The organism is Arthrobacter sp. STN4, assembly GCF_024539665.1.
In the GTDB taxonomy this organism is placed as follows: domain Bacteria; phylum Actinomycetota; class Actinomycetes; order Actinomycetales; family Micrococcaceae; genus Specibacter.
The window spans coordinates 204890-216733 of sequence record NZ_JAKZGX010000004.1; the positions used below are offsets into that span (position 1 = coordinate 204890).

Below are 11844 nucleotides of genomic sequence, written 5' to 3' on the forward strand. Positions count from 1 at the left end.
ACGTGTCAACTAAAACTTGATGTTTCCATCCTGCACTGCGATACTTGACGTGTCAACTAATTAGGCGAAATGTGGGGTAGGTCATGACGGGGCAGGGAGGCGCGGCGGGCGGAACCCGCTGGCTAAGCACCGAGGAGCAGCACCTGTGGCTGGAGCTGCGCGAGTTCCTTTCCGGCATGCCCCGGGTCATCGACCGCCAGCTCAGCCGCGACTCCGACGTCTCCGGCGGCGAATACGCGGTGCTGGCAGCCATTTCCGAGGCGCCGGCGGAAGGTGTGCGTTCCGGTGACCTGGCCGCGATCCTGTCATGGGAAAAGTCACGCGTGTCCCACCTGCTGCGCCGCATGGAGTCCAAGGGGCTGGTGGTGCGCTGCGCGGCAAGTGCCGACGGCCGCGGGCAGGAAATTTCCCTGACGGAGACCGGGTGGGCTGCCGTCCGTGCTGCCGCGTCGGGCCACGTGGGCCTGGTCCGCGAAACCGTCTTCGACCCCCTGGCCCCCGCCGAGCTCGCGCAGCTGCGGGCCTCGCTGCAAAAAATCCGTGCCGCCGCGGTGGACAAGGGCCTCTGGTAGCCGACAGGCCGGGTACGAGGCCAGGGCGAGCGGTGGGTGGGGCCACGTCTGCGAGGGGCCCCGGCCGAGGTACGAGGCCAGGGCAAGCGGTGGGTGGGGCCACGCCTGCGAGGGGCCCCGGCCGAGGTACGAGGCCAGGGGGCATGTGGGGAATACTGGAAGCATGCAGCAGCGAAAAGTGATCATCCTCGGTTCCACCGGTTCCATCGGCACCCAGGCCCTGGACGTCGTCGAACAGGCTGCACTGCCGGATGGCACGCCGCGCTTCACGGTGACCGCGCTCAGCGCCGGCGGCGGGAACCTGGAACTGCTGGCCGCGCAGGCCGTCCGGACGCGCGCCCTGGCCGTCGGCATTGCCGCGGACGACGCCGGCCCCCTCCGTGCGCTGATCACCTCCCATGCCGCTGCGGCCGGGGCGGCGGGCTATGCCCCCGAGATCGTGGCCGGCCCCGGTGCCTCCACCACCATCGCGGCCTGGGGTGCCGGCGGGCCGGACGCCGCGGACGTGGTCCTGAACGGCATCACCGGGTCCATCGGCCTTGCCCCCACGCTGGCGGCGCTGGGCACGCAGGCCATCCTGGCGCTGGCCAACAAGGAATCGCTCATCGTGGGCGGGCGGCTGGTCAAGGATGCAGCCTCGCCCGGCCAGCTGGTGCCGGTGGATTCCGAGCATTCAGCCCTCGCCCAGGCGCTGCGTTCCGGGACGCCCGGGGAAGTGGACAGGCTCGTGGTCACCGCCTCGGGCGGGCCGTTCCGAGGGCGGTCCCGGGCCGAGCTGGCGGACGTCACGCCGGAACAGGCGCTCAGGCACCCCACCTGGGACATGGGCCCCATGGTCACCACCAACTCGGCGACGCTGGTCAACAAGGGCCTGGAGGTCATCGAGGCGCACCTGCTCTTTGACGTGCCGCTGGACCGCATTGACGCCGTGGTGCATCCGCAGTCGGTGGTCCATTCCATGGTCCAGTTCACGGACGGCTCCACGATTGCCCAGGCGTCGCCGCCGGACATGCGCCTGCCGATCGCCCTGGGCCTTGGCTGGCCGGACCGCGTCCCGGGCGCCGCGCAGCCGTGCGACTGGACGAAGGCTGCCACCTGGACGTTCGAACCGCTGGACAACGCGGCGTTTCCCGCCGTCGAGCTGGCCAAGGAGGCTGCGCGGCGGGGGAGCACCTGCCCAGCCGTCTACAACGCGGCCAACGAGGAGGCCGTGCACGCGTTCCACGCCGGACGGATAGGATTCCTGGATATCGTGGACACCATTGCGCAAGTTCTCAGCGAACATGCACCCGTTTCGGAGCTGACGCTCGAGTCCGTGCTGGAAGCTGAAGAGTGGGCCAGGCGGCGCACCAACGGGCTGCTGGGCGCCAAGGGTGCCGGGACAGCGGACGGAAGGGGCTGAACAGTGCTTGCCGGCAGCAGGCCGGATGACATGCCCGTAGGACCAAAGCCAGGAAGTTCATTGTGACCGTATTGCTATTCATTGGCGGCGTGCTCTTCGTCGCAATCGGCGTGGTGGTCTCCATCGCGCTGCACGAGGTGGGACACCTGCTGCCCGCCAAGCTCTTCAATGTCCGCGTGACCCGCTACATGATCGGTTTTGGCCCCACCCTCTGGTCACGGAAGAAGGGCGAGACCGAGTACGGCTTCAAGGCCATCCCGGCCGGCGGTTATGTGGCCATGATCGGCATGTACCCGCCCAATCCGGTGGACGGCAGCGTCCGCCCTTCCAGCACCGGCATGTTCCAGACCATGGCCACCGAGGCCCGCAGCATGGCCCACGAGGAGGTGGGGCCGGAGGACAAAAACCGCGTGTTCTACGCCCTGCCCGTGTGGAAAAAAATCGTCATCATGCTCGGCGGGCCCACCATGAACCTGCTGATCGGCATCGTCCTGACCGGCGTGCTGCTCATGGGCTTTGGCTCGCCCCAGCCCACCACCACGCTGTCCCAGGTCAGCGCCTGCCAGGTCGCCTATGGTGCACCCGAACCGACCGACATGGCCAAGTGCACCAAGACGCCGGCCGCCGCCGCCGGCCTGCTGCCCGGCGACACGATCAAGACCTTTGACGGCAGGGTGGTCACCGACTGGGCTGCCCTGACGGAATGGATCCGGGCCGACGCGGGCAAGACGGTGGAAATGTCCTACCAGCGCGGTGACAGGACCATCACCACCACCGTCACGCCCGTGCGCACCGCCCGGCCCGTTCTGGATGCCAACGGCAACGCCAAGGTCGACGCCGGCGGCAGGGCCGTCACGGTGGAGGCCGGATTCATCGGCATGGGGCCCACTTCCGTACTTGTGCCCGAATCCGCCGCCGCCGTGCTGCCGGCGGTCGGGAACAACGTCGCCCAGATTGGCGGCGTCGTCTTCCACCTGCCGCAAAAGCTGGTGGGGGTGGCCCAGGCCGCGTTCAGCTCCCAGCCCCGGGACCCCAACGGCCCCATGTCCGTGGTGGGCGTGGGCCGCGCGGCCGGCGAGGTGGCTTCCATGCAGCAGGTCCCGCTCAGCGCCCGGGTTGGCACGCTGGTGGGCCTGATGGCCGGCGTGAACCTGGCCTTGTTTGTCTTCAACCTGATCCCGCTGCTGCCGCTCGACGGCGGGCACGTCCTGGGGGCGCTGTATGAGGGTGCCCGGCGGACCATAGCGAAGGCCTTGCGGAAGAAGGATCCCGGCGCGTTCGACATTGCCCGGATGCTGCCCGTGACGTATGTTGCCGCGGGGCTGCTGCTGGTCATGGGGGCGCTGCTGATCTACGCGGACATCGTCAAGCCGGTGAACCTGTTCGGCTGAAGCATGCACTGGCGCGGAAGCCTGCCCGGACAGGGCGGCCTTCCACTAGCCGGGGAGGTGGACGTGGTCCGGGGTCAGCCCGGCGACCGAGCTGACGCCCAGCAGCGCCATGGTGCGGCGCATGTCCGTCGCCAGGATCTCCAAGGCCCTGTCCACGCCCGCCCGGCCGCCGGCCATGAGGCCGTAGAGGTAGGCGCGGCCAACCAAGGTGAAGTCCGCCCCCAAGGCCAGCCCGGCGACGATGTCCGCCCCGCTCATGATGCCGGTGTCCAGGATGACGGCGGCATCGCTCCTGTCTGCCGCAAGAGCGGCCTTGACCTCCGGCAGCAGGCGGAGGGGAATCGGTGCCCGGTCCAGCTGGCGGCCGCCGTGGTTGGAGAGGACGATGCCGTCCGCCCCGTGGTCCACCACCTTGCGTGCGTCCGCCACGGTTTGGATGCCCTTGACCACCAGCCTGCCCTTCCAGGTTTCGCGCAGCCAATCAAGGTCCGCAAACGTCAAGGTGGGGTCAAACATGGAGTTGATCAGCTCCGCAACCGTCCCGGTGTAGCGCGAGAGCGAGGCAAACACGAGCGGCTCGTGGGTGAGGAAATTAAACCACCAGGCGGGGCGGTAGGACGCATCCAGCACCGTCTTGAGGGTCAGTGCGGGCGGGATGGTCATGCCGTTGCGGACGTCGCGGAGACGTGCCCCCGCGACGGCGGTGTCCACGGTGACCATCAGCGTGTCGCTGCCGGCCGCGGCCGCACGTTCAATCAGCTCCATGGAACGGTCGCGGTCGGTCCACAGGTAGAGCTGGAACCAGTTGCGACCGTGCGGTGCTGCGCCGGCCACGTCTTCGATGGACGCCGTGCCCATGGTGGAGAGCGTGAAGGGGATTCCGGCGGCCTGCGCCGCCCGGGAACCGGCATACTCGCCCTCGGATTGCATCATCCGGGTAAACCCCGTCGGCGCAATCCCCACAGGGAGGCTCGATTCCCGGCCCAGAATGCTGGTATGCAGGTCAATGTTCGACACGTCACGCAGGATCCCGGGACGGAATTCGATGTCCTGGAAGGCCTGGCGGGCCCACCGCAGCGTGATTTCCGCTTCGGCGGCGCCGTCCGTGTAGTCAAACGGCGCCTGCGGGGTGCGCCTTTTGGCCATGTCCCGAAGATCCCATATGGTGCTGGCGCGGCGGAGCCTCGCCGCGTTGCTGAATTCCGGTTTCTTGAACTGCATGAGGGGCGCCAGGTCCGAGTACTTCGGGAAGCGGCGCCTGAGTGCGGCCGGAAGGGTGGTGGGAGGCGGAACTGCCGCCCCCTGCCGTGCGGCGCCTCCTGGCGTGTTCCCGTGATTGCTGGTGTGCTGCATTGCATCCTCCACGATAGGGACCTTGGGGAAGGTGTGGTCCAACCGCAGGATACCCGACGGCCGCACGCTCCCCGGGAATCGCGCGTCGGCGGCGTCCCGCGTTGCCCGCCCGCCAGGGAGACGACACGTTTCACCTAAAATTGGTTGATTACTTCAAATCAACCGATTACGATTTAGTAATGTTTGTCATGACGATCGACCAGCGCGGCAGCCGGAAGGGGACCGACCTGGTGCCAGAGGCCTTGGCCGCACTCCGGGACATTCCCGTGGTCCTGCCCTTTGAACGCACCGTGGGCGATGAGATCCAGGGCGTGCTTGAGGATCCCCGCTCCGTGGTGGATGCCGCCCTGCGGGCCCTGCGCACCGGGCAGTGGTACGTGGGCATTGGAATCGGCGCCGTGGACGTACCGTTGCCGGACAGCCCGCGCGCCGGCTCCGGTGCCGCCTTTGTGCTGGCACGGCAGGCCGTGGACAGGGCCAAGAAGACGGGGGAACGCGTGCCGCTGGCCGTCCAGCCGGCTGCGGCGGGCGGCCACGCCGCGGCCGCCGAGGCCGTCCTGGTGCTCGTGGGCGGGCTGGTCCGACGGCGCACGGGTGCCGAATGGCGGGTCCTGGACGCGCTCGGCCGGCCCGAAAACCGCCGCCAGATTGATGTGGCGCGGGCGGTCGGCATCAGCCCCCAGGCAGTCAGCAAGGCCATCCTGCGCTCCGGCTGGCAGGAAGAGCAGGGCGGGCGTGCCGCCGCCGAACTGCTGCTGGCCCACTCCGACACCTGACCCGGCTGCGGCCGCCAAACACCCTGCCGTTTCCCCGGCATGCCCGCCCGGCATTGTCGGTCCGGCTGGCTACGCTGGGAGGCTAGGAGGAGGACGGATGACATTTTTGTGGATTGCACTCACCGTGGTGCTGGCCGCCGTGGGCGGCTGGCCGGTGACCGCTGGCATCCTGCGGTTGGCCTCGTCGCGCACCGTGCGTTCGGCCGATGCCCGTGAAATCCCGGCCGGCCGTCACGACGCCGGGGCTGCCCCCGACGGCGAGCCCGAGGCCCGCGGCGCAGGGGTCCTGCGAGGGGGGCTGTTGATCGGCGTGTTGGAGCGGGCCGCCGTCGTGCTGGCCATCCTGGCGGGCCAGCCTGTGGCCATCGCCTACGTGGTCGCCATCAAGGGCCTGGGCCGGTATCCGGAACTGAAGCAGGCACCGGCGGCCAGCGAGCGGTTCATCATCGGAACGCTGGCATCCATGCTGTGGGCCGCAGCGGTGGCCACCGTCGCCAAAGTCCTCCTGCTATAAGGTGGAAAGCATGACGATCTTTGCTGTTGAGTACATTTATGGCCCCGAAGCCGAGGAGGCCCGCACGGAGCACCGCCCCAAGCACCGCGAATGGCTGGCGGCGCAGGCCGAGGCGGAAGTGGTGCTGGCCTCAGGGCCGTACGCCGACGGCGCCGGCGCGCTGCTGATCTTCAATGCCGCCGATGAACCCAGCCTCCACGAAATCCTCAAGCAGGACCCCATGAGCGCCGGCGGCGGCGTCACGGGCCTGAAGGTCTCCGAGTGGAAGCCGGTCATCGGCCAGCTGAGCGAGTATTTGCCGTAGGCGCTGCGCCGGCGCCAACACGCCTACAATTTAGAACAGAAGATGCGTGAACCTTTTCGCGGGGCCTGAAACCAGGCGCCGCGGTCGCATCGGCTGAAAAACTTCAAGGAGCATATTTTGACCTCGGTCAGCCTCGGAATGCCGCCATTGCCACCACCAGTCCTGGCCCCCCGCCGTAAAACCCGGCAGATCCGGGTCGGCTCCGTTGGCGTCGGCTCGGATTTCCCCGTCAGCGTGCAGTCCATGACCACCACCAAGACCACGGACATCAACGCCACGCTGCAGCAGATTGCCGAGCTCACCGCCGCCGGCTGTGACATTGTGCGCGTCGCCTGCCCGTCCCAGGACGATGCCGAGGCGCTGCCCATCATCGCCAAGAAATCGCAGATCCCGGTCATCGCGGACATCCATTTCCAACCCAAGTACGTCTTCGCCGCCATTGAGGCCGGCTGTGCCGCCGTCCGCGTGAATCCCGGCAACATCCGCAAGTTCGACGACCAGGTCAAGGAAATCGCCCAGGCCGCCAAGGACCACGGCACCTCCATCCGCATCGGCGTCAACGCCGGTTCGCTGGAGCCCTCCATCATGAAGAAGTACGGCAAGGCCACCCCGGAGGCGCTCGTCGAGTCCGCCGTCTGGGAGGCCTCCCTCTTTGAGGAGCACGGCTTCCAGGACTTCAAGATCTCCGTCAAGCACAACGACCCGGTGGTCATGGTTGCCGCCTATGAGATGCTCGCCGAGAGGGGCGACTGGCCGCTGCACCTGGGGGTCACCGAGGCGGGGCCCGCATTCCAGGGCACCATCAAGTCCGCCGTCGCCTTCGGTGCCCTGCTCTCCAAGGGCATCGGCGACACCATCCGCGTGTCCCTTTCCGCCCCGCCGGTGGAGGAAATCAAGGTTGGCAACCAGATCCTGCAGTCGCTGAACCTGCGCCCGCGCAAGCTGGAAATTGTCTCCTGCCCGTCCTGCGGCCGCGCCCAGGTGGACGTGTACAAGCTGGCCGAGGAGGTCACCGCCGGCCTGGAAGGCATGGAAGTGCCGCTGCGCGTGGCCGTCATGGGGTGCGTTGTCAACGGCCCGGGCGAGGCACGCGAGGCCGACCTAGGCGTGGCCTCGGGCAACGGCAAGGGCCAGATCTTCGTCAAGGGCAAGGTCATCAAGACGGTGCCCGAGGACCAGATTGTGGAAACCTTGATTGAAGAAGCCATGAGAATTGCCGATGAGATGGAGTCCGATGCCGACAATCCGCTCCCGGGTGGTCCCGTGGTTAGCGTCTCCTAGAGGCGCCGGCCGGGACCCCGTGCGCGTCCTGGTCCACGAGGACACTGCCGCACTCCGGGCACTCGTGGCGCGCGACCCCGTGGCCAACGTTTTTATCGATTCGTTGCTCTCCACGGGTGGCAGCGCCGTGCCCGCGCAGCGCGGTGCCGTGATCCTGGGCTTTTTTGACCCCGACGGCGGGGCGCTGGCTGCCGCCTGCTGGGTGGGTTCCAATGTGGTCCCCATTGGCGTCGAGGCCGGCCATGCCGTGCACTTTGGCCGTTGGATTGCCACCCACTGGCAGCCGCACGCCTCCATCTTTGGCCCGTCCGTGGCTGTCCTGGGCATCATGGAGGCCCTCTCCGCCGCCGGCGTCAATGCCCAGGCCGTCCGCGCCGACCAGCCGCTGCTGGTCCTCGAAGGGGCCCCGCGGCTGGAGCCCAACCCGGCCCTGGCACACAGCACAAGCGGCCGCTTCGACGAGGTGCTGGCCGCGGCCGCGGCGATGTTTGAGGAAGAAGTGGGCTACTCGCCGTTCCTGGGCGGGGAGGAAAATTACCGCCGGCGCGTGGCCTGGCTGATCGACCACGGCCATTCCTTTAGCCACTGCGAACCCGGCGGGGAAGTGGTTTTCAAGGCAGACCTCGGCGCCGTCACCGCCAGCGTCACCCAGGTACAGGGCGTCTGGATGAACCCGCGCTACCGCGGCCTGGGGTTGGGCGCCGGGTACATGGCCGCCGTCGTGCAGTATGCCCAGCGGCTGGCGCCGGTGACCAGCCTGTACGTCAATGACTTCAACCACCGCGCCCGGGCCGTGTATGAAAAAGTCGGTTTCGAGCAGGTCGGCACCTTCGCCACGGTGCTGTTCTAGCCACGGACCCAGGGACGGGAACACGACGGCCGCCGGACGGAATGCGATGCGCCGGGACGCGCCTGCCCGGACGTGGGCGCGGCTGACGCTGGCCGGAGCCGTCGCTTACCTCATCATGGATGTCATCGCACAGGCCCTGCCGCCGCACTACGACCCGATCCGGCAGGCTAAAAGCGACCTCGGCGTGGGCCCGTTCGGGTGGGTCATGGATGCCAACTTCATCCTGCGCGGCCTGCTGACGGGCTGCGCCCTCCTCGCCCTGCGCAGGGGCATGCCCCGCTCCGCCGGGGGAACTGCCGGGCTGGCCCTGGTGGCCTTCGTCTGTGCGGCCGCCGGCATCTTGGCGCTCTCCCGTGCGGCACCGTTTCCGGGCGCGCTGCCGGCGGCCTGGGCCGCAGTGGTGGCGCTGATCCTGCTGGTTCCGGCCCAGCGGGCCGAGGCGGGCGGACTCGTGGAGCGCGTCTTCCTCCTGCTCGTGCTGCTCTGGCTGGTGCTGGCCGCCCGGGCCGCCACGCGTGGACCCTGACTGCGGCCCCCGGCATTGTGCGCTACGATTATGCAACTTGTTGCGCAAAGGAGGGCATCCATGCCTGCTGGTCCCTACCCACATCTCTTCACGCCGCTGGACCTGGGCTTCACCACGCTGCCCAACCGGGTGCTGATGGGTTCCATGCACCTCGGACTCGAGGAGGTCCCCGGCGGCTTCGCCCGGATGGCCGCGTTCTACGCGGAACGGGCGCGCGGGGGTGTGGCGCTGATGGTCACCGGGGGTATTTCCCCCAACGACGCCGGCCGTCCCATGGAGGGCGGCGCCAAGCTCAGCACGCCAGAGGAGGCCGAAAGCCACAAGCTGGTGACGGCGGCAGTCCATGCCGAAGGCGGCAGGATTGCCCTGCAGCTGCTCCACTTTGGCCGTTACTCCACACACCCGGGCCTGGTGGCGCCCAGCCCGGTGCCGGCGCCCATCAGCCCGCTGACACCCCACCCGCTCAGCGAGGATGAGGTGGAGCAGACCATCGAGGACTTTGCCACCGCGGCCAAGCTCGCCCAGGGCGCGGGCTACGACGGCGTGGAAATCATGGGCTCCGAGGGCTACCTCATCAACGAATTCATCGCCCAACGCACCAACCACCGGACGGACAAGTGGGGCGGCAGCTACGAAAACCGGATGCGCTTCCCGGTGGAGATTGTCCGCCGCACCCGCGAACGCGTCGGGGAGGATTTCATCATCATTTACCGGCTGTCCATGCTGGACCTCGTGGAGGGCGGCTCCACGCTGGCGGAGGTCATCCAACTGGCACGGGCGGTCGAGCGGGCCGGCGCCACGCTCATCAACACCGGGATCGGCTGGCACGAGGCCCGCATCCCCACCATTGCCACCTCCGTGCCGCGGGCGGGCTTCGCCTGGGTCACGAAGAAACTCATGGGCCAGGTGGGCATTCCGCTGATCACCACCAACCGGATCAACACCCCGGAGGTGGCCGAGGGCCTGCTGGCGGACGGCCATGCGGACATGGTCTCCATGGCCCGCCCCTTCCTGGCGGACCCCTTCTTTGTCCGCAAGGCGGAAGGCGGCCGCGGCAACGAGATCAACAGCTGCATCGCCTGCAACCAGGCCTGCCTGGACCACACCTTCACCGGCAGGAGCGCCTCCTGCCTGGTCAACCCGCGCGCCGGCCACGAAACGGAGCTGGTGATCGAGGCCGCCGGCGCGCCCAAGCGGCTGGCGGTGGTCGGGGCGGGGCCGGCGGGGCTCGCCTTTGCCGTCACGGCGGCCGAACGCGGGCACCAGGTGGTGCTGTTCGAGGCCGCCGGGGAGATCGGCGGGCAGTTCAACATCGCCAAGCAGATCCCTGGCAAGGAGGAGTTCCACGAGACCATCCGCTACTTCAGCCGCCAGATCCAGCTGCGCGGCATCGAGCTGCGGCTCAACACGCACGCCACGGCGGAAGCCCTGCTGCAGGAAGACTTTGACGAAGTCATCCTCTCCACCGGCGTGCTCCCGCGCATCCCGCAGATCGCCGGCGTCGACCACCCCAGCGTGCTCAGCTACCTGGACGTGCTGCGCGACAAGAAGCCCGTGGGCACCAACGTGGCCATCCTGGGGGCGGGCGGCATCGGCTTCGACACGGCCGAATACCTCACCGCCACCGGCACCAGCGCCACCCTGGTCCCGGAAAAGTTCTACCGCGAGTGGGGGATCGACCCCGACTACGCCGGAGCCGGCGGCATCGCCGTACCCGAACGCCCCCGCCCGGACCGCAGGGTGGGCCTGTTCCAGCGCAAGGCCGCCAAGGTGGGCGCCGGCCTGGGCAAGAGCACCGGCTGGATCCACCGCACCGAACTGCGAGCCAGGGGCGTCCAGATGGTCCCCGGCGTCGAATACCAAAAAATTGACGACGCCGGACTTCACCTGAGCGTCAACGGCACCGACACCGTGCTCGCCGTGGACAACGTCATCCTGTGCACCGGCCAGGAACCCCGGCGCGAACTGCAGGGCGCGCTGGAAGCCGGGGGCGCCACGGTCCATCTCATCGGGGGAGCGGACGTGGCGGTAGAACTGGACGCCAAGCGGGCCATCGACCAGGGCACCCGCCTCGCCGCGCGGATCTAGCGGGCCCGGATGTCACTGCCGCACGCGATCCTGACCTCGCTGCTGGAACGGCCGTGCACGGGCGCCGAGCTGGCCCGGCGTTTCGACAAGTCGTTGGGCCACTTCTGGCAGGCCACGCACCAGCAGATCTACCGGGAGCTGGGGAAGCTGGAGGCCGACGGGCTGATAGCGGCCCGCGGGCTTGCCACGGCGCGCGGGAGCCAGCGGCACTTTGACGTGCTCCCGCACGGCCGCGCCGAGCTGGAACGCTGGACCCTCGTGGCGGCCGATCCCCGGCCCATCCGCGATGCGCTGCTGGTGCGGCTCCGGGCGGCGGCCGTGCTGGGCACGGTGGACGTGGGTGCGGAAATGCGCCGGCACCGGCAGCTGCACAGGGACTCCCTGGAGCGCTACCTGGCCATCGAGGCCCGCGACTTTCCGCCCGGCGTCCCCCTGGACCGGGGCGGCGGCCTGCAGCGGGCGGTGCTGAGGGCGGGCATCGCCTTCGAGGAGTCCTGGCTGGGCTGGTGTGAGGAAACCCTAGCAACTGGGTCGCAGTAGTTGCAGGGGAAGGCCTGTTCCGGGGGCCGAATCCTGCAACTACTGCGACCCAGCGTGTGGGCGGCTGCGCCGCGCCAGTGGGTGTCGAAAATTCGTGCGTTTCCGTGGTGCCGCGGGTACCGTGGTGCCTCATGTCAAGATGCTCGCGAAATGCTTCCCGCGTGCCTCAGCTAAAGTGCTCGTCAAATCATCATGCTGCGTGGTGGGTTTGGGAGTAGGTCTTGGCCGCGGCCATCCGGATGAGTTG

The 11844-nt window shown here is 68.5% G+C and carries 12 protein-coding genes; 11 read left to right on the forward strand and 1 reads right to left on the reverse strand.

What is annotated here, in order from left to right:
* The first annotated feature begins 83 nt into the window (after nucleotides 1-83).
* The 3 genes from MMF96_RS05410 (at nucleotide 84) to MMF96_RS05420 (ending at nucleotide 3365) form a co-directional block, all read left to right on the forward strand.
* Nucleotides 84-572 carry a MarR family winged helix-turn-helix transcriptional regulator gene (locus MMF96_RS05410; protein WP_256882804.1) on the forward strand — a complete coding sequence of 163 codons (489 nt, stop codon included), beginning with the start codon at nucleotides 84-86 and terminating at the stop codon, nucleotides 570-572.
* 163 nt (nucleotides 573-735) lie between these two features.
* On the forward strand, nucleotides 736-1974 hold the full coding sequence (dxr, locus tag MMF96_RS05415) for a 1-deoxy-D-xylulose-5-phosphate reductoisomerase (RefSeq protein ID WP_256882805.1): 1239 nt from the start codon (nucleotides 736-738) through the stop codon (nucleotides 1972-1974).
* 59 nt (nucleotides 1975-2033) lie between these two features.
* On the forward strand, nucleotides 2034-3365 hold the full coding sequence (locus tag MMF96_RS05420) for a site-2 protease family protein (RefSeq protein WP_256882821.1): 1332 nt from the start codon (nucleotides 2034-2036) through the stop codon (nucleotides 3363-3365).
* A gap of 45 nt (nucleotides 3366-3410) precedes the next feature.
* Here MMF96_RS05420 and MMF96_RS05425 read toward each other — a convergent pair whose 3' ends face one another.
* Nucleotides 3411-4718, reverse strand: coding sequence for an alpha-hydroxy acid oxidase (locus MMF96_RS05425; protein ID WP_306295727.1), 1308 nt, complete (start codon nucleotides 4716-4718; stop codon nucleotides 3411-3413).
* Between the two features lie 179 nt (nucleotides 4719-4897).
* Here MMF96_RS05425 and MMF96_RS05430 point away from each other — a divergent pair, with 179 nt between their 5' ends.
* The 8 genes from MMF96_RS05430 to MMF96_RS05465 all read left to right on the forward strand — a co-directional run bounded on the left by MMF96_RS05430 (nucleotide 4898) and on the right by MMF96_RS05465 (nucleotide 11597).
* Nucleotides 4898-5494, forward strand: a complete 597-nt coding sequence (locus tag MMF96_RS05430; protein WP_176615669.1) for a helix-turn-helix domain-containing protein — start codon at nucleotides 4898-4900, stop codon at nucleotides 5492-5494.
* Nucleotides 5495-5591: 97 nt separating this feature from the next.
* The gene (locus tag MMF96_RS05435) at nucleotides 5592-6008 is read left to right on the forward strand and encodes a hypothetical protein (RefSeq protein ID WP_176615670.1); all 417 of its coding nucleotides are present in this window, start codon (nucleotides 5592-5594) and stop codon (nucleotides 6006-6008) included.
* A 10-nt stretch (nucleotides 6009-6018) separates the two neighbouring features.
* Nucleotides 6019-6312 (forward strand): YciI family protein, encoded by a 294-nt coding sequence (locus tag MMF96_RS05440; RefSeq protein ID WP_176615671.1) that lies wholly within the window; start codon nucleotides 6019-6021, stop codon nucleotides 6310-6312.
* 117 nt (nucleotides 6313-6429) lie between these two features.
* Nucleotides 6430-7593 (forward strand): flavodoxin-dependent (E)-4-hydroxy-3-methylbut-2-enyl-diphosphate synthase, encoded by a 1164-nt coding sequence (ispG, locus tag MMF96_RS05445; protein ID WP_176615672.1) that lies wholly within the window; start codon nucleotides 6430-6432, stop codon nucleotides 7591-7593.
* Entirely contained in the window at nucleotides 7547-8443 is an 897-nt protein-coding gene (locus tag MMF96_RS05450; RefSeq protein ID WP_256882806.1) for a DUF4081 domain-containing GNAT family N-acetyltransferase, read from the forward strand. The genes ispG and MMF96_RS05450 overlap by 47 nt, the downstream gene beginning before the upstream one ends.
* A gap of 46 nt (nucleotides 8444-8489) precedes the next feature.
* Nucleotides 8490-8969: a DUF998 domain-containing protein gene (locus MMF96_RS05455; protein ID WP_256882807.1), complete on the forward strand. Its 480-nt coding sequence runs from the start codon at nucleotides 8490-8492 to the stop codon at nucleotides 8967-8969.
* Nucleotides 8970-9029: 60 nt separating this feature from the next.
* Nucleotides 9030-11057: an FAD-dependent oxidoreductase gene (locus tag MMF96_RS05460; RefSeq protein ID WP_256882808.1), complete on the forward strand. Its 2028-nt coding sequence runs from the start codon at nucleotides 9030-9032 to the stop codon at nucleotides 11055-11057.
* Nucleotides 11058-11066: 9 nt separating this feature from the next.
* On the forward strand, nucleotides 11067-11597 hold the full coding sequence (locus MMF96_RS05465) for a PadR family transcriptional regulator (RefSeq protein WP_256882809.1): 531 nt from the start codon (nucleotides 11067-11069) through the stop codon (nucleotides 11595-11597).
* The last annotated feature ends 247 nt before the right edge of the window (nucleotides 11598-11844 follow it).

Coding starts and splice junctions, on each gene's coding strand:
- MMF96_RS05410 (WP_256882804.1), top strand. CDS start 84: ATGACGGGGCAGGGAGGCGCGGCGGGCGGAACCCGCTGGCTAAGCACC.
- dxr (WP_256882805.1), top strand. CDS start 736: ATGCAGCAGCGAAAAGTGATCATCCTCGGTTCCACCGGTTCCATCGGC.
- MMF96_RS05425 (WP_306295727.1), bottom strand. CDS start 4,718: ATGCAGCACACCAGCAATCACGGGAACACGCCAGGAGGCGCCGCACGG.
- MMF96_RS05430 (WP_176615669.1), top strand. CDS start 4,898: ATGTTTGTCATGACGATCGACCAGCGCGGCAGCCGGAAGGGGACCGAC.
- MMF96_RS05435 (WP_176615670.1), top strand. CDS start 5,592: ATGACATTTTTGTGGATTGCACTCACCGTGGTGCTGGCCGCCGTGGGC.
- MMF96_RS05440 (WP_176615671.1), top strand. CDS start 6,019: ATGACGATCTTTGCTGTTGAGTACATTTATGGCCCCGAAGCCGAGGAG.
- MMF96_RS05450 (WP_256882806.1), top strand. CDS start 7,547: ATGCCGACAATCCGCTCCCGGGTGGTCCCGTGGTTAGCGTCTCCTAGA.
- MMF96_RS05455 (WP_256882807.1), top strand. CDS start 8,490: ATGCGCCGGGACGCGCCTGCCCGGACGTGGGCGCGGCTGACGCTGGCC.
- MMF96_RS05460 (WP_256882808.1), top strand. CDS start 9,030: ATGCCTGCTGGTCCCTACCCACATCTCTTCACGCCGCTGGACCTGGGC.
- MMF96_RS05465 (WP_256882809.1), top strand. CDS start 11,067: ATGTCACTGCCGCACGCGATCCTGACCTCGCTGCTGGAACGGCCGTGC.